General features: G+C 71.1%; 16 protein-coding genes, 1 tRNA gene and 2 pseudogenes. 10 read left to right on the forward strand and 9 right to left on the reverse strand.

The window, feature by feature from the left end; genetic code table 11:
- Window positions 1-68: 68 nt before the first annotated feature.
- The 4 genes from EAO71_RS27710 to EAO71_RS27725 are packed head-to-tail and all read right to left on the reverse strand — an operon-like array spanning window position 69 to window position 4,740.
- A complete protein-coding gene (locus EAO71_RS27710; RefSeq protein ID WP_147980556.1) occupies window positions 69-662 on the reverse strand; it encodes a YdeI/OmpD-associated family protein in 594 nt (197 codons plus the stop codon).
- Window positions 659-2,572 (reverse strand): NAD(P)-binding domain-containing protein, encoded by a 1,914-nt coding sequence (locus EAO71_RS27715; RefSeq protein WP_147980557.1) that lies wholly within the window; start codon window positions 2,570-2,572, stop codon window positions 659-661. The genes EAO71_RS27710 and EAO71_RS27715 overlap by 4 nt, the downstream gene beginning before the upstream one ends.
- A gap of 54 nt (window positions 2,573-2,626) precedes the next feature.
- Window positions 2,627-3,154: a type II toxin-antitoxin system RatA family toxin gene (locus EAO71_RS27720; RefSeq protein WP_147980558.1), complete on the reverse strand. Its 528-nt coding sequence runs from the start codon at window positions 3,152-3,154 to the stop codon at window positions 2,627-2,629.
- Complete coding sequence (locus EAO71_RS27725) at window positions 3,151-4,740, reverse strand: aldehyde dehydrogenase family protein (protein ID WP_147980559.1); 1,590 nt, start codon at window positions 4,738-4,740, stop codon at window positions 3,151-3,153. The genes EAO71_RS27720 and EAO71_RS27725 overlap by 4 nt, the downstream gene beginning before the upstream one ends.
- A gap of 260 nt (window positions 4,741-5,000) precedes the next feature.
- Between EAO71_RS27725 and EAO71_RS27730 the strand changes: the two genes are divergently transcribed.
- From EAO71_RS27730 to EAO71_RS27740, 3 genes are all read left to right on the forward strand, one after another.
- Entirely contained in the window at window positions 5,001-5,759 is a 759-nt protein-coding gene (locus tag EAO71_RS27730; protein WP_147980560.1) for a hypothetical protein, read from the forward strand.
- An 8-nt stretch (window positions 5,760-5,767) separates the two neighbouring features.
- The gene (locus EAO71_RS27735; protein ID WP_147980561.1) at window positions 5,768-6,190 is read left to right on the forward strand and encodes a hypothetical protein; all 423 of its coding nucleotides are present in this window, start codon (window positions 5,768-5,770) and stop codon (window positions 6,188-6,190) included.
- An 80-nt stretch (window positions 6,191-6,270) separates the two neighbouring features.
- Window positions 6,271-7,383 carry an endonuclease NucS domain-containing protein gene (locus EAO71_RS27740; protein WP_147980562.1) on the forward strand — a complete coding sequence of 371 codons (1,113 nt, stop codon included), beginning with the start codon at window positions 6,271-6,273 and terminating at the stop codon, window positions 7,381-7,383.
- 238 nt (window positions 7,384-7,621) lie between these two features.
- Here EAO71_RS27740 and EAO71_RS27745 read toward each other — a convergent pair whose 3' ends face one another.
- From EAO71_RS27745 to EAO71_RS40150, 3 genes and pseudogenes are all read right to left on the reverse strand, one after another.
- On the reverse strand, window positions 7,622-8,137 hold the full coding sequence (locus tag EAO71_RS27745) for an RICIN domain-containing protein (RefSeq protein ID WP_147980563.1): 516 nt from the start codon (window positions 8,135-8,137) through the stop codon (window positions 7,622-7,624).
- Between the two features lie 873 nt (window positions 8,138-9,010).
- A complete protein-coding gene (locus EAO71_RS27750) occupies window positions 9,011-10,111 on the reverse strand; it encodes a hypothetical protein (RefSeq protein WP_261992383.1) in 1,101 nt (366 codons plus the stop codon).
- A 254-nt stretch (window positions 10,112-10,365) separates the two neighbouring features.
- Window positions 10,366-10,686 (reverse strand): annotated as a pseudogene (locus tag EAO71_RS40150) (GmrSD restriction endonuclease domain-containing protein); the annotation flags it as partial.
- 224 nt (window positions 10,687-10,910) lie between these two features.
- Between EAO71_RS40150 and EAO71_RS27760 the strand changes: the two are divergent.
- Window positions 10,911-11,078, forward strand: a pseudogene (locus tag EAO71_RS27760) (helix-turn-helix transcriptional regulator); the annotation flags it as partial.
- A gap of 239 nt (window positions 11,079-11,317) precedes the next feature.
- Window positions 11,318-11,806, forward strand: a complete 489-nt coding sequence (locus EAO71_RS40155) for an HNH endonuclease (protein ID WP_410094065.1) — start codon at window positions 11,318-11,320, stop codon at window positions 11,804-11,806.
- 417 nt (window positions 11,807-12,223) lie between these two features.
- Here the strand turns inward: EAO71_RS40155 and EAO71_RS27770 are convergent.
- Window positions 12,224-12,295, reverse strand: a tRNA-Arg gene (locus tag EAO71_RS27770).
- 158 nt (window positions 12,296-12,453) lie between these two features.
- On the opposite strand from EAO71_RS27770, the gene EAO71_RS27775 reads away from it, so the two are divergent.
- The 5 genes from EAO71_RS27775 to EAO71_RS27795 all read left to right on the forward strand — a co-directional run bounded on the left by EAO71_RS27775 (window position 12,454) and on the right by EAO71_RS27795 (window position 21,023).
- The gene (locus tag EAO71_RS27775; protein WP_261992384.1) at window positions 12,454-12,930 is read left to right on the forward strand and encodes a response regulator; all 477 of its coding nucleotides are present in this window, start codon (window positions 12,454-12,456) and stop codon (window positions 12,928-12,930) included.
- A gap of 111 nt (window positions 12,931-13,041) precedes the next feature.
- On the forward strand, window positions 13,042-17,313 hold the full coding sequence (locus tag EAO71_RS27780) for a non-ribosomal peptide synthetase (RefSeq protein ID WP_187282858.1): 4,272 nt from the start codon (window positions 13,042-13,044) through the stop codon (window positions 17,311-17,313).
- 1 nt (window position 17,314) lies between these two features.
- Window positions 17,315-18,955 (forward strand): condensation domain-containing protein, encoded by a 1,641-nt coding sequence (locus EAO71_RS27785; protein ID WP_147980569.1) that lies wholly within the window; start codon window positions 17,315-17,317, stop codon window positions 18,953-18,955.
- A gap of 14 nt (window positions 18,956-18,969) precedes the next feature.
- A complete protein-coding gene (locus tag EAO71_RS27790; protein WP_261992385.1) occupies window positions 18,970-19,746 on the forward strand; it encodes a tryptophan 2,3-dioxygenase family protein in 777 nt (258 codons plus the stop codon).
- Window positions 19,734-21,023 carry a tryptophan 2,3-dioxygenase gene (locus EAO71_RS27795; protein WP_222723594.1) on the forward strand — a complete coding sequence of 430 codons (1,290 nt, stop codon included), beginning with the start codon at window positions 19,734-19,736 and terminating at the stop codon, window positions 21,021-21,023. Before EAO71_RS27790 ends, EAO71_RS27795 begins: the two co-directional genes overlap by 13 nt.
- Before the next feature lie 13 nt (window positions 21,024-21,036).
- On the opposite strand, the gene EAO71_RS27800 is transcribed toward EAO71_RS27795, so the two are convergent.
- Complete coding sequence (locus EAO71_RS27800) at window positions 21,037-22,326, reverse strand: MFS transporter (RefSeq protein WP_187282859.1); 1,290 nt, start codon at window positions 22,324-22,326, stop codon at window positions 21,037-21,039.
- Window positions 22,327-22,383: the final 57 nt, after the last annotated feature.

The raw sequence follows: 22,383 nt of genomic DNA on the forward strand, positions 1-22,383 counted from the left end.
GCCGCGGAATGCGGCGGGAGGACGGGCCGCCGTGTCCGGCGGGCGTGCGGCCGGCCGCACCCGTGGGGTCAGCCCGGCTTCCGGGGCCCGTGCGGCGGGTCGCCCGCCGCGAGCCGTTCGACGTACCCGGCGATCCGCCGCGCCCGGGTCTCCGGCCGTACGGCCTTCTCCACCTGGAGCAGGATCCGGTAGCGGTTGCTCCGGCTCAGCGCCTCGAAGGCGGCCGCCGCACCCGGCGCCGCGTCCAGCGCGGCCCGCAGGTCCGACGGGACCTCCGCAGTGCTCTGGGGCGCGTACGCGGCGGCCCAGCGTCCGTCTGCCTTCGCCAGCTCGACCTGGGCCAGGCCCGCCGGCCGCATCCGGCCGGCGGACTCCAGCTTCCCCACCTTGGCGCAGTTGATCCGCGACCAGGGACTGCGGCGCTTGCGCGGCGAGAAGCGCTGCGCCCACCAGCCGTCCGGCACGTTCCCCGAGAAGGCCTTGCCGTCGATCCAGCCGTAGCAGAGCGCTACGTCCAGGGCCTCGGACCGGGTGACCGAGGGCACCGGCGTGCCCTTCTTCGGCAGTGCGAGCCACACCTCCTGCGCCGTCGCGTGGTGCGCCTCCATCCAGGCGGTGAACTCCTCGACCGAGGCGCAGCGCAGGTTGTCGTCCGTCGTCATGCGGCCGTGTCCACCTCCACGCTCCGCTCCGCGGGCGTCGTGGCCGACGTGGACCGCTCCGCGTCCGGCACGGCGTTGAGCGGCCGGCCCTGCGCCTCCGCCTCGGCCTTGACGCGCTCCAGCGTCCTGCGCATGCCCTCGCGCAGCTCCTCGGTGTGGTTCTCGTAGCCGCCCAGCATCATCTCGGCGAAGGACGCCGTGCGCTTGCGCTGGCCCGCGTTCTGCCCGGAGACGTCCCACACCTCGGTGAGCAGCGTGCCGCCCCGCCCGTCCCGCTCCAGCCGGTAGCCCCAGCGCACCCCGTTGGTGGTCGTGTGGAACGCGAAGGACTTGCCGCGCTCCGACCGCTCGACCGTGTTGGAGGTGATCCAGAAGACCCGGCCACGGCGGTTGATCCCGATGAAGCGCGCGCCGACCCCGCGCTTCGAGCCGCGCCAGTAGCAGCGACGGCACTCCGGGCTCCACTGCCCCATCCGCGTCACGTCGCTGATCAGGTCCCACACCACCTCGGGAGCGGCGTCGATCCGGATCGACACCTCCTCGGGGCGGTAGTCGACGAGCGACGGCTCCACGGCCGCGCCGCGGCCCTTCTTCGCCAGCCGGGCACCGCGGCGGCGCACCCCGCGCAGCTCGGCCAGGTACGGGTAGTGGTCCACCTGCATGGTGTGGCGCTTGGAGGTGATGTAGCGCTTGGCGAGCTTCTCCTTGTACCGGGTGATCTCGCGGCGCATCTTCTCCACCGACGGCAGGGCCGCCCGGCCCTGGAGCAGGTCCGCCACCCACTGCGACTGGGCCTCGGCGAGCACCGTGGTCGCGCCCAGCGGCTGGAAGAGACCGACGAAGTACAGACCGGAGTGCTGCGGGTCTACCACCCGGTGGAAGAGGGAGACGTCGTTGTCCGTCGGGGCCATGACGGACTCGTCCAGGAACGGGAAGCTGACCTTGTAGCCGGTGCTGTAGATGACCGCGTCGATCACCTCGCTGGTGCCGTCGGTGAAGTGCACGGTGTCGCCGTCGAAGTGGGAGACGTTCGGCTTGACGGACAGGCCGCCGTGGCCGAGGCGGGGGAGCAGCGACTCCGAGACGGTCGGGTGCGAGTTGAAGAGCTTGTGGCCCGGCTCGGGCAGGCCGAAGTCGGTGACCTTGCCGATCGTCATGCGCAGCAGCGCGGCCATCACCCAGCGCTGCGTCTCGCGGGGCATCACCCGGGTGATGAAGGGGCTGATCATGTCGTCGCCCGGCTTGCCGAACATGAACTTCGGGAAGACGTAGCCGCCGGTCCGGATGGACAGGAACGTGCGCTCCGAGACGGTGGAGGTCTCCACCGCGATGTCCGAGGCCGAGTTGCCGAAGCCGAGGACGAGCACCCGCTTGCCGGCGTACTCGTCCGGGACCTTGTAGTAGTGCGAGTGGATCTGCGTGCCGGTGAAGCCGTCCGCGCCGGGGAACGCGGGCTCGGGGTCGCGCGGGTCCCAGTGGTGGCCGTTGGCCACGATCACCGAGCCGTAGTGGCGCACGGTCTCCTCGCCGGTGTCGCGGTGGCGCGCGGTGACGGTCCAGCCGCCGCCCTCGGCGGGCTCCACGTGGGTGACCAGGGTGCGGAAGGCGATCGCCTCGCGGAAGCCGAAGTGGTCGACGTAGTCGTCCAGGTAGCGGGCGATCTGGACGTGGTCCGGGTAGTGCGGGTAGTCCTTCGGCATCGGGTAACTGCGGTACTCCGACAGCTTCTTCGACGTGTTGATGTGCAGGGAGCGGTAGCCCGAGGACATCCCGTTGTCGTTGAGGTAGCGCCAGTTGCCGCCGACCTGGGAGCCGGCTTCGTACGCGTCGAAGGGGATCCCGCGTTCGTGCAGGACCTGGCAGGCGGCGAGTCCCGACCAGCCCGCTCCGATGATGCAGACGTTCTCCATGGTGTGTGCTTCTCCTTGTGGGCCGAGACCGGTCGGTGCTGCCGACCGGAGTGGTCAGGACTGCCGGAGGTGCTCGGTGGGGTCGCCGAGGTAGTAGTGGCCGTCGGTGACCCGCACGGGACCGCCGGCGACGGCGCTGACGACCTGGTGGGCGCTGCGGACCAGGACGTGCCCGACGGCCGAGTCGATCGCGCCGGCGAGATGGGGCACGCTCGTGCGGTAGCTGATCTCGAAGGCGACCTCGCTGCCGCCGCCGGGGACGTCGGTGCTCGTCCACGAGCCCTTCAGCTCCTGGAAGTCCCCGCTGACCTGCTCGAAGGCGATCCGGTGCGGACCCTCGCCCGCCGGGCCGGTCCGCCGTACGTCCTGGACCCAGCCGGCCGTACCGCCGCGGAAGGCGAGCACCCAGGCCTGCCGCCCGTCCCCGCCCCCGCTTCCGTCCTCCGCACCGGCCGCGTCCCCGTCGGCGGAGACGGACAGGATGTCCTCGGCGTACGAGGGGAACGCCGTCTGGTCGGCGAGGCGCTCGATCACCTCGGCGGCCGTGGCCGGCACCGTGACCTTCAGTACGCGGGTCGTCATGACGCATGCTCCTTGTCGGATGCCGGGCGCAGGATGCTCACGCCCTGCAGCCGTGTGGTGCGCAGCATCGGGTGGCTCGCCTCTCCGAAGGCCCCGCCGGTGAGGCCCGGGCCGCCCTGGTTGGGCAGGAAGGGGACGAAGCCGCTGTGCGAGTCGTTGATCTTCAGGTTTCCGGCGTTGGTGACGCCGTCCAGGAAGCGCCCGACCATCTCCGGGTCGCGGGACCAGACGGAGTTGCGCAGGCCGTACGCGTTCGAGTTGACGAACTCGAGCACCTCCGCCAGGAGCTCCTCGTCCGAGGATCCGGCCTCCGGAACGATGATCGGCAGCAGCGGGAAGAAGGTCTCGTCGCGTACGACGGAGAGGGACCGGGCCCCCCGCATCCCGTCGACCCGGACGACGGTCGGCTCGACGAAGAACCCCGTGCTCGACGGCGTCCCGTCCACCTCGAGCCGGCGTCCGCCGTGCACGAGCTTCGCGCCCTTGGCGAGCGCCTCGCCGAGGCAGCCGTAGAACCAGTCGACGCCGAGCACCGGGGTGAGCACCACGCCGGGCTCGTCGGGGAAGCCGGGCCTGATCTCGGCCGTGGCCTCGACCACCCGGGCGATCAGCTCGTCGGCGATCGCCGGGTGCGCGACGACCTGGTTGGGCACGTTGCAGATCTGGCCGGAGTTCAGGAAGAACTGCGTGATGGACTCCACCGCCGCGTCGAGGTCGGCGTCGTGCCACACCACGCAGCAGTCGTTGCCCGCGAGCTCCAGGATCGGCTTCTTGCCCGCGGCGATGGCGTCGGCCTCGAACTCCAGGCCCTTCTTGCTGCCGCCGAAGTAGAGGACGTCGTCGACGTGTTCGCTGGCCAGCCAGGTCTCCAGCATGGGCGCCCCGCAGAACGCGTTGACCGTACCGGCCGGCGCGCCCATCTCCTCCAGCACGGGTGCCACGACCTCGCGCATCGCGTACATGCAGCTGAGCGCGACGCCGCGCGGCGCCCGCACCACCACGGTGTTGCCGGCGAGCAGGGCGGTGAGGCCGTTCAGCGCGTTCACGGTCGCCGCGTTCTGCGGCGGGTTGATGCACACGACGCCGTCGGGAAGGCGTCGCAGAATCATCTCCCGCTCGCCGTCACGGCGCCGGAACTCCAGTTGCTCCGCACACCATTCGAGCGTCTCCTTGCTCCAGCTGGTGAACGGAATTCCGGTGATCATTCCCTCGGCCGCGTCCCGGGGAGTCCCTTCCGCGACCAGAATCTCGACGAGCGGCGCACGGTGCTCCAGCAGCCGCTCACCGATACGCCGCCCGACCTCGAGCCGCCGCTCCAGCGGCACCAGCCGCCACTCGGCCGCCGCACGTGCGGCCGACTCCAGCGCCTGCCGCGCCATGCTGTCGTCGGCCACCACACAGGCTCCGACGACCTGTTCCCCGGCCGTATCCGGACTGACGATCCCCAGATCGAGATCGCGCTTGAGACGCAGACTGGGGAAGGTGTCCTCGATCAGGGCCCGGGCCGTCACGGTGTGCACGAACTGCGGATTGTCGCCGGTGATGTCCTGGCCACCGATGTAGGCCGGATATACCCCGAACTTCATTTCGCCTCCTTCGGTCAGTCCGAATACGGCTGACGTTTCCGTTCACGCTAGGGCGGTGGGGAGGGGGCAACAATGCGCTCCGGATCAGGCCTCCTTATCGAACCGATGGAGCCACCGCCGACGGCGCGCCGGGTGTCGCGACGCCGCGAACTGCTCCCTGCTACACGACAGTTGACTAAGATCGGCGATCGATGCGATCGATGCGATCGATGCGATCAGGCGCCCCACGCGTGCGGTCGGACCTCGGGGGAGGGAACGGCATGGAGACGGCACGGGTCTTCTTCGGCCTCGCGGCGCCGCTGGTGGTCTCGTGGGAACGCGACTGGTTCAGGGACCGCCCCTGGCCGGCGATCCTGCTCACGCTCGCGTACGGCGGCTACGCCATCGCCCCGTACCGGCACGAGACGAAACCCTGGGTCGCCCTCGCGGCGGCCGGACTCCTGGCCCTGGGCTCGGCGATCCTGCTCCACCGCCCGGGCAGCCTGTCCCTCGGCTTCTCCGTCACCACCCCGGTGACCCTCGGACCGTTGAGCAACGCGAGGAAGAGCGGCGCGTTCGTCATCGGGCTCGCGGCGCTCACCGGACTGTGGGCGGCCGCCCCGACGACCGTGGACCTCGGCAACCGGCTGCTCCTGAGCGACCGGGCGACCGTGATGGTCTCCGCCATGCTGCTGGCGGTGTTCGGCGGAGGATCACTCGTGAAGGCCGCCACGGACCCGGTGGAACGCGAGATCCACGCCCTGGACGCCGGGCCCGCGAAGACGATGGCCCTCCAACTCATCGACAGCGGCGGCCGGAACATCGGCCTCTTCGAACGCGGGATCCTGTTCGTCTTCCTCGCGGCCGGCCAGCCGGAGGCGGCGGCACTCGTCCTGGCGGCCAAGGCACTCGCGCGCGCCCCGGTCGACCACGTCAATCACGCGTCGAAGTACTTCCTCGTCGGTACGCTGGTCAGCGTCCTCGCTGCGGCGGCCATGAGCATGGCCGCACGCACAGCGGTCGGGCTGTCCGCCCTGTAGGAGGTTCCGTGGTTCCGTTGGAGCTCAGGCGGCACCCACTCGTCCACCGGCTGCTCTCGCTCGACCTGCCCCCCACCGACTACGTGGTGGCGGGAAGCGGGCCGCTGCTCGCCCACGGCCTCCGGGACGAGGTCAGCGACCTCGACGTCGTGGCGCGGGGCGACGCCTGGAAGATCGCCCTGACCCTCGCCGCGGCGACCCCGGCCGCCTCCGGCCACGGCCTCGTGGTGCCGCTCTTCGACGGCACCGTCGAGGTCTTCGACCACTGGCTCCCCGGCGGCCCCGACACCGACGCGCTGATCGACGGCGCCGAGATGATCCAGGGCATCCCCTTCTGCCCCCTGCCGGAGGTCCTCGCCTGGAAACTCCGCTCGGGCCGGACGAAGGACCTGGCGGACATCAGAGCGATGAGGAAGCACCTGGGGCTCTGAGCCCCCGGCCCCGGACGGCACGCCGGACACCGACTGCCGCTCGGCCGACGGGAACGTGAACCGACCGAAAGGGCACGGAGATGCCGCTCGAATTCGGACTGTGGCGGGTGGACGACACCCCCGTACGCGTCGCCACCCGGGCCATGCCCCTGGAATCCCGCCTGGAGCAGCTCATAGAAGCCGACCCGGGCATCCTCGGGTCCCCGCTCCTGCTGATCGGCCGGCAGGTGACCACCCGGTACGGCAAGGTCGTCGACCTGCTCGGGATGGACGCCGAAGGCGGCCTGCACGTCCTCGAACTCAAGCGGGACCGTACGCCGCGCGAGGTGGTGGCCCAGGTCCTCGACTACGGCTCCTGGGTCCAGGACCTCACCAACGAGCAGATCCGCGACATCTACGCCTCGTACGCCCGCGGGCGGGGTCTCCCCGCCGAGCTGGACGAGGCGTTCGCGCTCCGGTTCGGCGGCAGCCCGCCCGAGGTGCTGAACGCGACCCACGCGCTGACCGTCGTCGCGAGCGAGATCGACCCGGCGACCGAACGCATCGTCACCTACCTGGCGTCCGGCTTCCAGGTGCCGGTCAACGTGCTCTTCTTCCGCTACTTCGAGGACGAGGGCCGCTCGTACCTGGCGCGCACCTGGCTCATCGACGAGACGGAGGCCGCAGCCCCACCGGCCGGCGGCAAGCGGCGCGGCAAGCAGGAGCCCTGGAACGGGACGGACTGGTACGTCTCCTTCGGCGACGACCCCGCGGGGAGGGACTGGGACGACGCCCTGCGCCACGGGTTCGTCTCGGCCGGCGGCGGCGACTGGTTCTCCCGCACACTCCGCTCCCTGCCCCTCGGGGCCCGGGTGTTCACCCACATCCCCAGGACGGGCTACGTGGGCGTCGGCACGGTCTCCGAGGAACCGCAGCCGTTCGCCGACGCCCTCCTCGACGCCGACGGCGAGCCCCGCCGGATGGCGGACCTCCCGCTGAAGGGCACCTACCGGCGGGCCGGCGACGAGGCGGACGGCACGGACGAGGACCGCCGCGAGTGGATCGTCCCCGTCACCTGGGAACGCGCCGTCCCCCGCGACCAGGCACTCTGGCGCCCGGGCTTCTTCGCCAACCAGAACTCGGCCTGCAAGCTCCGGGCCCGCTTCACGATCGACGAGGTCTCCCGCCACTTCGGCCTCACGGAGCAGCCCTGAGGGGGCCGCCGAACCGCCCTCCGCGCCACGGCCTTCGGCAGACCTGTCCCGCCGGGGCACCCGCCGGAGCACGGGCGCCGGCGGTGCGGGCCGGGACTGCCACCGCGAGCCGCCGCGGCCGAACAGGCGTGACTCCGCACCCGTCGCCGGGTGCGGAGTCATGGTCGCCTTCACGCGGGCCCGCATCCCGCCGGATGCCGGTCGCTACGCTCCGGGACGTCTCGCTCCCACCGTGCCACTACGCGTAGTTGAAGACCCACTGCTGCTCGGTGGGGTAGTCGCTCGCGCAGCGCCACAGGGTGAGGTAGGTGCCGTTGGCGTGGCTGCCGCCCTTGTTCGTCAGGCAGCGGTAGTTCGGACCCGAGTAGGCGGTCCAGGTCCAGGCCTGGTCGTAGTCGAACAGCTGCGGGTGGTTCGTGCCCGAGTTGTCACAGGTCCACAGCGCGAGGACCGCACCGTCGGTCTGGTAACCGTTGGCGTACGGGGTGAGGCACTTGCCGCTCGCCCTGTTCACGATCTGGTAGCCCGAGCCGCCCACCCGGATCTCCCAGTGCTGGAGCGGCGAACCGGTGCAGTCCCACAGGGTGATGATGGTTCCGTTGGAGGTGCCGTTGCCCTTCGGCGTGGCGCACTTCCCCGAGTACTTGTTCTTCAGCTCATGCCACGCCAGGGCGCTCGCATCAGGGGCGGCCGAGACGTTCATGGCGAACACGGCCAGCAGAGCCGCGAGCACGGCTATTACAGACTTACGCATGGTCAACTTTCTCCGACGAAGCGCACGAGCGCGCTCCCTGTCCAACTGGCGCGCGATGCCGCCAGCACGACGGCCTGCGGCCGCCTTCCACCAAGACACCGGGCCGGCCCGAAGGCCGACCTCAAGGTGATTCCCCCCGTCACAGCAGACGCCGACCGGGTCCCCCCGCGACCGGGTCGCACATGACGCTCCGGCGCACCCGTACCGCTCATCGGCCTGCTGCTCCCCGTGAATCTAGGCGCTCGGCTGGTGGCTCGATGTGCGGTACGTGCAGCGAATCTCCACATTGCGTGTGGACGACGTGCCACCACCACAGGGACAGGCTCCACACTCGAGCCGACGGCACGCGCCCCAGCCAGTACGGCCCTCCGCACTGGGAGCGCCGGTCCCGCGCGCGCCGCCACGGACCACGGGGGAGCGCCCGGTCCGGGGGGCATGGCCATCGTGCAACCCTGCTGCCCACGGCGAGGTCAATGCCCCGTCCCGGAGACGCGAATCTCCCGCTCCCCGCGACGCCGAGACCGTCTCGACCGGCTGTACCGGAGCAGCGGCCCCCCGGACGCCGGGCGCCCGCGCCGCCGCCTTTGCCTTCCCTGCACTGACCCGCGCCTGAACTCGACGGCCCAAGGGGCGGCCCAGGTATGCGCCTTCACAAGCAACAAGACCCCGCCTGCAGCATTGCCGCAGGCGGGGTCTTCAGGCACTTCCTGCGAAGTGCCCCCGGCAGGATACGAACCTGCCCACGTGGCTCCGGAAGTCCCGCGCGCCTGAAGCGTTCGCGCAGGTCAGGGCCGTCCTAGCGGGCTGACTAGGTCTGTTGGTTCATGAATAGGCTGCAGCCCACAGACGGCCGGCTATGTGTCGACGCCTGAGTCAGGGACTCCAAGGGCGCCCGCTAGTCAAAGCCTCCATGGCCGAAGTCACCTCGCGAGAACGATCAAGAATGAACTCCGGGTAGTCATTCTTCCGGAGGGGCCCCTCTGGGATGGCGTGTGTCTTAAGCCTGAAGACAGTCTCGTCATCACCCAGGCTATTAGCCTCGGCTCGATCCCTCATGTAGACGAGAGGCTCCTTATCCCTGATAGTTCGATTGGTTTTCCAGGTAATTAGTGCGCAGTTGAGAGCCAAGTTGGCTGAAATTTCGGACTGGCAGTTCTTCAAGTATCCATCCGGGAAGATGTGGTGGTACTCCCGCTGGCTGACATTAAGAACGTTGATGGGCCCACCGTCCGCCAGGTCAGTCGCACCGCCCTGCAGACTAACCAGAAGGATGGCGCGAGCGAGCCGATCCTTCTTCTTCGGCCAGCCGGCCTCGCAGAGGTCCTCCTGACTGGGAAGGTCGTAGCCAAAGATCGGCGGCGTCGAGTTCGAGTCTCCGTCCCGAATTGACTTTGTCAGCTCGCGCACATCCTGGATCACCGCAGTGTGCGCACTGCTCTCGTAGCGCTCCGTAAAGAACCCGCGCCACATGAACTTACGCAATAGCGTTCGGGCTTCCCCCAGGCGGTCCGGGCTTAGTCCAGAGCTGTAGGACCACAAGGTGATCAGTGCGGGAACCACGGTGAAGATCGGGAGGCGTGAGCCATCAAGAACCTTCTCTGCTTCCAGGAACTCGACAGCCCTCTCGGCGCCACCGACTAGCTCTGGCCACTTGGCCACTACCTCATCCCAGTCCAGGCTCAAGATGCTGGGGCGATCTGGCGTCTTATCCTGCATCAGAGCCGCAGTTCTGAGCACGATATCTTGCACATCTCCGTAACGCGCGAGACCGGGTACCCGTCCGTTCAGACTCTCCAGTAGATCATGCAAGGACTCGCCGACGGCCTGCTCAATGTCGGCCGTGATGATATCGAAAATAGAGAGGGGTGTGGAGCCCGTATTGATTCTTGTGAACACTTCAAGAACCTGGGCGGGGCTGGTGCTCTTAGGGAGCGAGAGAAATGGGATATTAAACGAGGAGACCTTGCGCGCCATTCTTGAATCTTCATCAAGTACGTTACAACGTCTGCCTGCTGTTCCCCGCATGCGGCCTGGATCCATTCCAGAGCCTTGGTGTTTGCTTCTTCCCCGGGAAGTAGGAGCGTTACTGGAACGAGGCCGCGTTCGAGTAGTTTCACTGGATCGTTTAGCCAGAGCGGGTACCGCCTATCACCCCTGACGCTCACCTTGATTGAATGAACTGCTATACCCTCGTAATCCGTCTTTTCGTTGAAACTTACAAAGAATTCCCTTTCGGGGTATCCTCCCTGAAGGCTCTTCCAGAGTGCCGTTATTCTCTGTTGCCCATCGAGGAGGAGCTCGCTCACCTTTCCGCCGGCCGGGGCGCTATTGATGGGTCGAGGGTGGAATGGCGGATTCCCCTCCACTTCAAGGACGAACATCGCACCAATTGGGAGGTCGTTCAATACGCTTTCGAGAAGGCTTTGGACTTGGGAGTAGCTCCATGCTTCAAACCTTTGAAATCGGGGAAGCTTGGCCTGACCCGACCTGACGGCCGTCAACCAGTCGTTCAGATTTCGATTCCTTGCTTCCATGGCCCCTCCGCGCATTCTTCAGACACGTCTCACAGCGATGATCAAAGTACCTCCTACTTCTGGGGTCTGTCTGGACCTTCGCGGTTCGGCACGATCGAAGCTGGGTTACGCACGGAGACCCCTGGACGTGAACGCGTGCGGCCTACGAGGAGAGAACCCCTAGGGGTGTCCGGAAAGTCACGGAAGTCGGAGCCGGAGGCAGGCAAGGGTGGCCATGGCTTGGTCGTGAGGACGAGCTGATGACCGTCCCGCAGATCCTTGCCGAGCTGGGTGGCGTCTCGCGGCGGACCTTCCACCGCTGGCGCGAGCTGGGGCTGGGGCCGGCCGCCTTCAAGCTGCCCAACGGTGAGCTGCGGGTATGGCGCTCGGACTTCTCCGCCTGGCTGCGGGGTCTCGAAGGGGCGGCCGCGCGAAGTCGACGAGTGATTGTCCCCCGACCACCAGACCTTCACGTCCGTGGGACTGGCCGTGTGAACCCCAATGCGATGCCGAAGTAGCGCCCCTGCATGATCGTGCAGGGGCGTGACTCGTCCCTCGTCCGGAAGTGGTCGGACGGGACATGGAAGGACTGAGAGTGGCCCGACGTAGCTTCCTGCCGCAGCAGTCGAAGAAGAGACGCCGCCGATCGTTCATGATCTGGGAGTCCATGTGCGTGCTGTCCGCGAACGGAGGGGAGTGCGTCTACTGGTGCGGCAGGCCGGCCGAGACCATGGACCACGCCATACCGTTCGCTAGTGGAGGGTCGGACGACCTAGACAACCTTCTTCCCGCTTGCTCCCGGTGCAACAACGGAAAGAACCAGCGAGACCCTGTCCACTGGTACATCGCATCGAACATGCGAGATGACCGGTGGCGGGACGGGACGCTCACCACTGGGGCACCAATTGGGACGGGCAGCCTGCGAGAGCGCTACCTCATGTGGCACGAGGAAGCCCTGGAAGTGCTCGGACACTGCGAAGAAGTTTCTGCCGAAGTCCGGAACCGAGATCGGCAGTTGTGGTTCCTGAATCGGTTTTTCCACCTGGGGTACTACCGCGGTTGGGCCACCTTCGGTGACGCCGCCTTCTGGCTGATTCAGAACAAGGACGAGATCGACAAGGCCCGAGAGGCCGGATTCCCCAAGGCCCCTCGTTAAGGGCTGTCCCGTAGTCCTGGTGGATCAGCGCACGGCGGCAGATGCGGTGCATCGCGAGGCGGAGGAGCGTCGTGGACCCGTATCAGGGCGTTCCGACTACGCGGCGAGGTGCCGTGGCTGCCGCCGCGCGCCCGCCGGGGATCACGGGACAGTCTGTAGCGACGGATCCCCTCGGCTTGGATGTCGACGGCCCGGGCCGACGGTGCCGGAAAACGAGGGCGGAACGCTAGCGGACGTCCGTTCTGCAGGTGTTGTGATCGTCGAAGGTCTCGGAGTGCCGGCCGTGGGCCCACATGCCACTCACACGGGGGTAGTGCGTAGCAACGACAAAGGCCCGGACTCAGTGGGACTGAGTTCGGGCCTTCATGCTTGGCACTTCAGCTGGTCAGCGACGTGATCGCGCTGTCTCGGCTGGAGTGCCCCCGGCAGGATTCGAACCTGCGCACACGGCTCCGGAGGCCGTTGCTCTATCCCCTGAGCTACGGGGGCGTTGCCGCGTTCGGCGGCGACGGGTAGAACCCTACCAGCATCGGAGCGGTGCCCGTGAACAGGTATTTCCGTCGCGTCACCGGGGCTTCGTTCCCCCTCACGGGTCGGAAGTGGGCAAAACGCGGACGCGGCCCCGCGCGGCGACCTACTCTCGTCGTGTGTCAGGCGTGTCCGGGCGGGTCCTCGTTGTCGATGACAACCGGGTGATCCGGCAGTTGATCAGGGTCAATCTCGAGCTCGAGGGCTTCGAGGTGGTGACCGCGGCCGATGGTGCCGAGTGTCTGGATGTCGTTCATCAGGTTTGTCCTGATGTCGTCACCCTGGACGTCGTCATGCCTCGTTTGGACGGCCTGCGCACCGCCGAGCGGCTGCGGTCCGATCCGCGGACCAGCCACGTGCCGGTCGCGATCGTCAGTGCCTGCACCCAGTACGAGACCGAGAGCGGCTTCGCCGTAGGCGTCGACGCCTTCCTCGCCAAGCCCTTCGAACCCTCCGAGCTCGTCCGCGTCGTGCGGCAGCTCATGCACCGGGACCGGCGTGAGCGCCGCGACGGTCAGGAGGGGCCGTCTGGTCTCGACGGCCGACACGGGGTCGGCCGCGCGGAGAGCCGGAACCTTCCCGGGCAGCACATCTAGACGGGTCGAGACCAGGCGTACGGATCCCTGTTCGGAGACCCCGTAGGGCCGGGTGCCCGCATGGCGAAACCGGTTCGCTTTTGGCCCCCCCTTCTCCCCTACGCTGGTCCCGTGACCCCCGCGGACCTCTCCCTCACCGTGCTGCACGCCGTGCGCCGTGCGGTCGACGACGGTGCGCTGCGGGTCGACGCGGGCGATCTGCCCAAGCGCGTCAAGGTCGAGCGGCCCCGGCCCGGAGGGCGCGGCGACTACGCCAGCAACATCGCCCTCACCCTGGCCCGCCCCGCCGGGCGCCGACCCCTGGACGTCGCCGGGATCCTCAAGGAACGCCTCGAACGCGACCCCGAGCTCGCGGCCGTCGACATCACCGGCGCCGGTTTCCTGAACTTCACCCTGCGGCAGGACGCGCAGCAGGCCCTCGTGCGCGAGATCCTGCGGGACGGTCAGCGCTACGGGTGGCGCGCGCCCCACGGCGAGACCGCGCGCCTGGTCCACCGCGCCGACCTGCGGGCCGCCGTCGTCGCCGACGCCGCGAGCCGGATCCTCGTCTCCCAGGGGTACCGGGTGGAGGTCGGTTGCGAGGGTCCCGCCGACCCCGCGTGGGTGCTGCTCGGCGCACGGCCCGAGGACGGCACCCCGGCCGGCGGGCCGGGCGAGGCGCCGGGCGCGGGGGAGCGGCACGCGGTCGCCGACGTGGTCCCGCTGCCCGTCCCGTACACCGCCCGCGAGCTGCTGGACCGGTTCGGTGCGGACGCCGCCCGGTGGGGGATCCTCTCCGCCGCCGCTCACGACACCGCCCGCCTCGGCGACGAACTCCTCCGGCAGCAGGAGGAGAACCCCCTCTTCCGGGTCCGGTACGCGCACGCCCGGGTCCGCGCCCTCCTTCGCAACGCGCGGCAGCTCGGGTTCGCCCGCGACGGGGGAGAAGGGCCGGGCTCCGTCGCGGAAGACGCGCAGGGCGGCCAGGACCCGGTCGTGGAAGACGCGCAGGGTCGGAGCGAGCGTGCCGCCGAGGACGCGCAGGGCGGCCAGGACCCGGTCGTGGAAGACGCGCATGGCCGGAGCGAGCGCGCCGCCGAGGACGCGCACGGCAGCCAAGACCCCGCCGCCGGTGACGTCACCCCCCGTCCCGACCCCGACGCCCCCGCCGTCCTGTCCGGCGGTCAGCGCCGGCTGTGGTTCTTCGACCAACTGCGCCCCGGCAGCCCGGTGTACAACATCGGCTGCGGGGTCTGGCTGCGCGGCCCCTTCGACACGGCGGCCCTGGAGCGGTCGCTCGGTACGATCGTCCGCCGCCACGAGGCGCTGCGCACCGTGTTCCCGCCGGGTCCCGACGGGTCCGTGGAGCAGCTGGTGCTGCCCGCGGCGGACACGCCCATCCCGCTGGTCGCCGTCACCGAGGCCGGCGAGGACGCCGCCGTGGCGCTCGCCGGACGCATCGCGGCCGAGCCCTTCGACCTGACGGAGGGGCCGCTGCTGCGCTGCCGGCTGCTGCGCGGCACCGGCGGAGAGCACCTGCTCGTACTGGCGATGCACCACGCGGTGTCCGACGGCTGGTCGCTCCAGGTCCTCGTAGGGGAACTGGTGGAGCTGTACGGGGCGTACACGACGGGGACGGAGCCGCGCCTGCCGGAACTCCCCGTGCAGTACGCCGACCACGCGGCGTGGCAGTCCCGGTGGCTGGAGTCCCCCGCGGCCGCCGGTCAGCTGGAGCACTGGCGGTCCCGGCTCGACGGGGCGGCCCTCGTGGAGGTCGCCACCGACCGGCCGCGCCCGGCGGCCCCGACGTTCGCCGGCGCCCAGACCCGCTTCCGGATCGGGTCCGCGGCCGGACGCCGGATCTCCGATCTGGCGGAGAGCTGCCGCACCACCCCCTTCGTGGTGGGCATCGCCGCCTTCGCGGCCGTGCTCGGCCGGTTCAGCGGACAGCGGGACGTGGTGGTGGGGACGCCGGTGGCGGGCCGGGGGCGGGCCGAGGTCGCCTCGCTGGTGGGCTTCTTCGTCAACACGCTGCCGGTGCGGATCGACCTGTCCGGAGACCCGAGCCTGCGGGACCTGGTGACCCGGATGCGGGACGAGGTACTGGACGCGCGCGGCAACGCCGACCTGCCCTTCGACCACCTCGTGGAGGAGCTGCGTCCGCAGCGCGACGCGGGCGGCCGMACCCCGCTGGTCCGTCACCTCTTCCAGAGCGACGAGCGCCCGCGCGCGTCCGTCGTCGTCGGCGAGCTGGAGATGGTGCCGGTACGGCTCGACACCGGGACCGCCAAGTTCGACCTGGCCGTCGACCTCACCCCGCGCGTCGACGGCGGCTTCGACGGGCTGATCGAGTACAGCACCGAGCTGTTCGACGCGGAGACCGCCGCCCGGATCGGCACGGCCCTGCGCCTGGTGCTGGAGACCGGTGACCCGGAGACCGCGCTGTCCGCGCTCGCGGTGCTCACCGAGGAGGACCGCACCCGGCTCGTGGCCGACTGGAGCGGCGCCGGGGTGCCGCCGGTCCCCACTTCGCAGCCGACGGTGCACGCACACATCGAGGCGCAGGCGGATCGCACCCCGGACCTGGTCGCGGTGGAGTTCGAGGGCCGGACCCTGACGTACGCCGCGCTCGACCGCCGGGCCAACCGACTGGCGTGGGCGCTGCGGGAGCTGGGGGTGGGGCCGGGGAAGCCGGTCGGCGTGGCGCTGCCGCGCTCCCCCGAGCTGATGGTCGCTCTCCTCGCGGTGCTCAAGGCGGGCGGCGCGTATCTGCCGCTCGAGGCGGACTACCCCCAGGCCCGCATCGAGATGATGCTCGCCGACGCCGGGGCCGAGGTGGTGGTCACCGACACCACGGCCGTGCCGGCCGGGCTGGTCGAGGCGGCGACGGCGGCCGGGGCGCGGGTGCTCTGCCACCGGAAGGACGCCGGCCTGATCGACGGACGGCCGGACCACCGGCCGGACTCCGGGGCGGGCGCGGGCGACCTGGCGTACGTGATCTTCACGTCCGGCTCCACGGGCCGTCCCAAGGGCGCCATGAACGAGCACCGCGCGGTGGTCAACCGGCTGTTGTGGATGCACCGCACCCTGGGCCTGGCCGAGGGCGAGGGGGTCCTGCAGAAGACCCCCGTCGGCTTCGACGTGTCCGTGTGGGAGCTGTTCTGGCCGCTGATGGTCGGGGGCCGGTGCGTGCTGGCCCCGCCCGGCAGCCATCGCGACCCCGAGCACCTGTGCGCGCTGATCGAGTCGGCCGGTGTCACCACCGCCCACTTCGTGCCGTCGATGCTGGCGGCCTTCCTCGGCGCCGACCGGCTGGACCGGGCCCGTACGGCGCTGCGCCGGATCGTGTGCAGCGGCGAGGAACTGCCCGCCACGCTCGCCGACGCCTGCGCGGCGGCGTTGCCGGAGGCCGCGCTGTTCAACCTGTACGGGCCGACCGAGGCCGCCGTCGACGTGACCTGGTACGCGTGCGCGGAGGGCTACGGCGCCTCCGTGCCCATCGGCCGTCCGATCGACGGCGCCCGGGTCCACGTGGTCGACGCGTCGGGCCGCCCCGTGCCCGTCGGCGTGCCCGGCGAGCTGCTGCTCGGCGGGGTGGCCGTCGGCCGCGGCTACTGGCGCCGCCCGGGGCTGACCGCGGAGCGGTTCGTGCCGGACCCGTTCGGCGAGCCGGGCGGCCGGCTGTACCGGACCGGCGACCTGTGCCGGTGGCGGAGCGACGGCACGATCCAGTACCTGGGCCGCATCGACCACCAGATCAAGCTGCGCGGCATGCGGATCGAGCCCGGCGAGATCGAGGCGGCGCTGCGCTCGCGGCCGGAGGTCGACTCGGCGGTCGTCGGGCTGCGGGCCGGCCGCTCCGGCACCCCCGTCCTGGTCGGGCACGTGCGGCCCGCCGGAGCGCCCGGCACCGCCGACGACGGCGCCGGACTCGCGGAGCGCCTGCGGGCGTACCTGCGGGAGACGCTGCCCGCGCACATGGTGCCCGCCGCCCTCGTGCTCGTACCGGAATGGCCGCTCAGCCCGAACGGCAAGCTCGACCGCGCCCGGCTGCCCGATCCCCTGCCGGCCGAACCCGGCGCGGCGCACACCGCCCCGGCCACCGATCTGGAGCGGGAGCTGTGCGCGCTGTGGTCGGAGGTGCTCGGGGTCGAGCGGGTCGGCGTGACCGACAACTTCTTCGACCTGGGCGGGCACTCCCTGCTCGCCACCCGGCTGATCGCCCGGGTACGCGCCCGGCAGGAGGTCGAGCTCCCGCTCGACCGGCTGTTCACGGCCCCGACGGTGCGGGCCATGGCCCAGGCGGTGACCACCGCCCGCCGCCGCCCCGCCTCGGCGCCCGCGCTGCGCCGGATCGACCGGTCGCGCTACCGCGTACCCGCCCCTTCGACTTCGGAGTCCTGAGATGACCGAGGAACTCTTCACCCTGCCCGCCTCCTTCGGGCAGCAGCGGCTCTGGCTCGTGGAGCAGGCCCAACGCGGCTCCGCCCTCTACACGATGCGGGCGGCGCTGCGGCTGCGCGGCCCGGTGGACACCGGCGCGCTGGAGCGGGCGCTGACCGAGGTCGTCGCGCGGCACGAGGTGCTGCGCACGGTGCTGCGGCCGGAGGGCAACGAGATCGCCCAGGTGGTCCTGGCCCCCGCGCCGGTCGAACTGCCCGTCGTGGACGTGCCGGACGGCGTCGACGGGGCCGTCGCGCTCGCCGCGACGCTCAGCCGCGAGCCGTTCGACCTGGCCGCGGGGCCGCTGCTGCGCTGCTCCCTGCTGCGGGTCGGCGAGGACGACCACGTCCTGCTCGCCCTGGTGCACCACAGCGTCTGCGACGGGCTCTCCCTGGGCGTCCTGCTGCGCGAGCTGACGACCCTGTACGAGCCGTGCCTGCGCGGCACGGACCACACCCTGGAGGAACTGCCGCTGCAGTACGCCGACTACGCGGTCTGGCAGCGGGAGCAGGTGGAGACCGGCGCGCTGGAGGAGCAGCTGGACCACTGGGGGAAGCGGCTCGCCGGGGTGCGGGAGCTGCGGCTGCCGGCCGATCTGCCGCAGCCGCCGGAGCGGGCGTACGCGGCGGTGACCGCCCCGGTGAAGGTGTCGGCCCCCGTGGTGCGGCAGGTGCGGGCGACGGCTCCGGGGGGCGGGGTCACCGCGTCGATGGTGGCGCTCGCGGGCTACGCCGTGGTCCTGTCACGGTGGAGCCGCCAGGAGGACGTGGTGGTCGGCATGCCGGTCGCGGGGCGACCCGAGGTCGACCTCGAACCGCTGGTCGGCTTCTTCGTCAACACCCTGCCGGTGCGCGTCGACCTGTCCGGCGACCCGTCGTTCGGTGCCGTCCTCGCCCAGGTCCGGGACCGCTGCGTGGAGGCGTACACCCACGCGGACGTGCCGTTCGAGCTGATGGTGGAGCGGGCGCAGCCGGAGCGGCGGGCCGGCCGGCTCCCGGTCGTGCAGACCCTGCTCAACGTGCAGCGGGCCGTCCCGGTGCACCTCGGATCGATCCCCGGCGTCCGCCTCGATCCGGTGGAACTCCCCGACACGGCACTGCACTTCGACGCGGTCGCCGACATCGTCGAGTCCGACGACGCCCTGCTCGGCCATGTCTCCCTGTCCGCGGACCTGTTCGTCCCGGAGACCGCCGAACTCGTCGCCCGTTCGGTGCTGTCGGTCCTGCGCGCGGCCTCCGCCGCGCCCGGCACGCCCGTGTCGATGCTCCCCTGCCCGGTCGCCGACGCCCGCGAGGCACCGGTGGCGGAGCCGGAGACGCCCCGGGAGCCGGCCGTCGCCCTCGGCGGCGGCCTGCCTCGGACGCCGGGCGAGCACCTGCTCGTCGAGCTGTGGCGGGAGGTCCTGGAGGTCGGCGAGGTCGGGGTGCACGACGAGTTCTACGCGCTCGGCGGCAACTCGATGCGGGCGGTCCGGATCGTCATGGCCGCCCGCGACCGGGGCCTCGAACTCCCGCTGGACCGGATGCTCGGCCGGCACACCGTCCGCGAACTCATGACGCCCGTCGGCTCCGGGGCCGTCCCCGCGGCCGTCCCCGCCCTCTGATCAGGAGAACCACCGTGTCCGCACCGACCACCGACGACTACGCGGTCCCCGTCCTGCCGGGCGAGGGCGCCACGGACTACGCCCGCTACATGCGCACGGACACGCTGCTGTCCCTGCAGCGGCGCCCCGAGGAGATGATCCACCGCGACGAGCTGCTCTTCCAGACCGTCCACCAGTCGACCGAGCTCTGGCTCAAGCTGGCCTGCCACGAGCTCACCGAGGCGACCCGGCGGATCGAGGACGGGGCCTTCGACACGGCCGTCCGGCTCCTCGAACGGGCCACGCTCGGCGCGCGGTTCGCCACCGACCAGCTGGAGATGATGCGCCGGCTCTCCCCCTGGGACTTCCAGATCATCCGTACCGTCCTGGGGCACGGCTCGGGCTTCGAGTCACCCGGCTGGAAGGCCACCCGCCGCACCACGGAACTGCTCGGCCGGGCCTTCACCCGCGTCGTGGCGGAGCAGGGCATCGATCTCGCGGAGGTCTACCGGTCCCAGCCGGACACGGCGGCACACCGGCTCGCGGAGGCGCTGATCGGCTGGGACGAGCGGATCTCGCTCTGGCGGATCGAGCACTGCAAGATGGCGCTGCGGCTCCTCGGCGACGACGTCGTGGGCACCAAGGGCATCCCGATCGGCGTCCTCACCAAGCTGATCAGCCACACGTTCTTCCCGGAGCTGTGGCACACCCGCACCGAGCTGACCCGGACCGGGCCGATGGGCGACGCGGTCGAGACCTCCGCCGTCGCGACGACCGGCACCGACGGGGGGCTGCGCACATGCGCGAGCTGACCGCGTGGCTCGACGCCCCCGAGGCCGCCTCCTTCCCCTACCGGCCGGTGCTCGCGGAGTTCCACCGGGTGGGCAAGCACTTCGTCGCGGACGGCCTGCTCGCGTCCCTCGCCGCGGCACGCGAGCGGCTGGCCGAGCTGCCTCCCGAGGCGTCCGTGGCGCCCGGCCGCCGGCTGCTCGACGGCTTCCTGGACACCGCGCTGGACAAGTGGGACGGGCGCTACGACTACCCGACCTACACGGCGCTCGTCCTGCTGGCGGCGCCGGACGCCGGTCCGGGGACCCGGGTGCGGGACCACCGGGACCGGCTGGTCGCGATGCTGCTGGCGGACCTGCTGCGCTTCGAGCGGGAGGCGGCGGCCGGCGCCACCGGTCTCTTCCCCGAACTGCGCCCCGACGCCTCGCTGGTGGCGAAGCGGTACCGGCTGGGCCTGCGGGTGGCACTGCCCGCGCTGCGCCGCCTCGGGCTCGACCACCCGGACCCCGGTGCGGAGCCGGCCGAGGCCGCCGGGCTCCTGTGGGAGACGGTCTCGGGGGCCCTGGACGAAGGCGAGCGGCAGGTGCTGCGGCTGAGCATGCTCCCGGTGTACGTCTCGCACGACGAGTACCTGTTCGTCCGGGTCCTGCAGGCCTTCGAGGCGACGTTCGCCCTGCTCGTCGTCCAGCTGCGGGCGTCGATCGCGGCGCTGGACGCGGACGACGAGGCCGGCGCGGTGCGCGGTCTCGGGGTGGCCGAGTCCGCGCTCGCGGAGTCGGCGCCGCTCTTCTCGCTGCTGGCGACCATGCAGGCGGCGGCGTTCCAGGAGTTCCGGCAGTTCACGGAGGGCGCCAGCGCGATCCAGTCGCGCGGCTACAAGCTCGTGGAGTCGCTGTGCCGCACCCCGGACGCCGAACGGCTGCACTCGCACGCCTACCGGTCGGTGCCGGAGGTCCGGGCCGGGGTCCTCGACGGGCAGCGGACGCTGGACGACGCCTACCGCGGGTGCCGGGCGCGCCGGGGCGACGAAGGAGACGTCCGGGACGGGCTGACCGGCGCCATGGCCGGCTTCGCGTCGGCGCTGCGGCGCTGGCGGCAGACGCACTACCGGCTGGCCGTGCGGATGCTGGGCGAGCGCAGCGGCACCGGCTACACCGAGGGCACGCCCTATCTCAGCGCCGTGCGCCGGATACCCGTCTTCGACTCGGTGCCGGCGGCCCCCGCCCCGGACTCCGGTACGGAGGACGAGGCGAGGGCCGGGGCGGGGGCGCGGCGGACCGCCGGGGTGACGGTGGGCTGACCACCGGGGCCGGTCAGGCGGCGGCGCGGTCCGGGAGCCGGCCGAGGGTCCGAACGGAACGCCCGCAGATCGGCAGGACGGACAGCAGCAGCACGACGGGCGCGCCCGCCAGGGTGATCCGGGCGCCGACGGTGTCGGTGAGCACACCGGCGGTGGTCGTCCCCAGGGTGAGCATCCCGAAGGTGATCAGCCGGTAGGTGGCCGTCATCCGGGCGTAGACCCCGGGCGGGGTGAGCCGCTGCCGCATCGTCACCGCGATGACGCTCCCGGCCGAGGCGCCGGCCGTGCCCAGGAAGTAGGCGAGCGCGGCCCACAGGAGGTCGCCGGCACCGCCGTCGACGGCGGTGAGCAGGAAGTACGCGGTGGTCGAGAAGGACAGCACCGTGAGGAAGGCCCGGCCGAAGCCGAGCCGGCGGATCAGGGCCGGCGCCGTGAGGGCGCCGAGGATCGCGCCGATGCCGCCGGACACCATGACCACGCCGAAGTCGCCTCCCCCGTGTCCGAGTTCGCGGACGAAGCGCATCAGGAACGCCAGGTTCACCAGGGCGATGCCGGCGTTGTAGATGCCGGCGTGCACGGCCACGGCGCGGATGGGCGCGCTGCCGAGCACCGAGCGGAGCCCTTCGGCGAGTTCACCGCGCAGGTCGCGGTCGGCCGGTCGCGGGACCGTCTTCTCGCGGTGCCGGATCAGCATCAGCGCGCTGGCCGAGGCGAGGTAGGACAGGGCGTCGAAGACGAGCGTGGCGGCCGGTCCGAAGAGGCCGGTCAGCCAGCCGGCGAGCCCCGGTCCGCCCGTTCCGCCGAGTGCCTGGTTGACCGTCACCAGGCTGTTGGCCGCCGGGAGCTGCCGCTCCGGGAGCAGTCGGGGCAGGTAGGACGTGGCGGCGATGTCGTACACGATCGTCAGTGCCCCGCCGACCAGCGCGATGACGTACACGTGCCACAGCGCGAGGATGTCCAGCAGGGCCAGCACGGGCACGCCCAGGACGAGGACGAACCGTGCGAGGTCCGCGGCGATCATCACGGGCCGGCCCGCCCTGCGCTCCAGCCAGACCCCCGCGAAGAGCGGCAGCAGGAAGAACGGCGCCATGTAGAGCGTCTGGAGCAGCCCCACCTGCACCCCGCTCGCCTCCAGGGTCGTCACCACGAGCAGCGGCAGCACGAACTCGGTGATCTTCGACCCGAACTGGGAGACCAGGTCCCCCGCCCACAGGGCCCGGTAGTCCCGGCTGGTGCGCAGCGGATGGCGTTCGGGTGTCCGGACGCCTCCCTCGGCCGCGCCGATCGGTTCGGTCGTCGTCATGGTCACCTTCCACGGGTCTCGTCCGGCAGCGGGAGACCGGGGACCGGGCACCCTGAC

It is taken from the genome of Streptomyces sp. MS191, assembly GCF_008042125.1.
Taxonomy (GTDB): domain Bacteria; phylum Actinomycetota; class Actinomycetes; order Streptomycetales; family Streptomycetaceae; genus Streptomyces.

Coding starts and splice junctions, on each gene's coding strand:
- EAO71_RS27740 (WP_147980562.1), top strand. CDS start 6,271: ATGCCGCTCGAATTCGGACTGTGGCGGGTGGACGACACCCCCGTACGC.
- EAO71_RS27715 (WP_147980557.1), bottom strand. CDS start 2,572: ATGGAGAACGTCTGCATCATCGGAGCGGGCTGGTCGGGACTCGCCGCC.
- EAO71_RS27720 (WP_147980558.1), bottom strand. CDS start 3,154: ATGACGACCCGCGTACTGAAGGTCACGGTGCCGGCCACGGCCGCCGAG.
- EAO71_RS27750 (WP_261992383.1), bottom strand. CDS start 10,111: ATGGCGCGCAAGGTCTCCTCGTTTAATATCCCATTTCTCTCGCTCCCT.
- EAO71_RS27745 (WP_147980563.1), bottom strand. CDS start 8,137: ATGCGTAAGTCTGTAATAGCCGTGCTCGCGGCTCTGCTGGCCGTGTTC.
- EAO71_RS27785 (WP_147980569.1), top strand. CDS start 17,315: ATGACCGAGGAACTCTTCACCCTGCCCGCCTCCTTCGGGCAGCAGCGG.
- EAO71_RS27800 (WP_187282859.1), bottom strand. CDS start 22,326: ATGACGACGACCGAACCGATCGGCGCGGCCGAGGGAGGCGTCCGGACA.
- EAO71_RS40155 (WP_410094065.1), top strand. CDS start 11,318: ATGTGCGTGCTGTCCGCGAACGGAGGGGAGTGCGTCTACTGGTGCGGC.
- EAO71_RS27725 (WP_147980559.1), bottom strand. CDS start 4,740: ATGAAGTTCGGGGTATATCCGGCCTACATCGGTGGCCAGGACATCACC.
- EAO71_RS27730 (WP_147980560.1), top strand. CDS start 5,001: ATGGAGACGGCACGGGTCTTCTTCGGCCTCGCGGCGCCGCTGGTGGTC.
- EAO71_RS27795 (WP_222723594.1), top strand. CDS start 19,734: ATGCGCGAGCTGACCGCGTGGCTCGACGCCCCCGAGGCCGCCTCCTTC.
- EAO71_RS27710 (WP_147980556.1), bottom strand. CDS start 662: ATGACGACGGACGACAACCTGCGCTGCGCCTCGGTCGAGGAGTTCACC.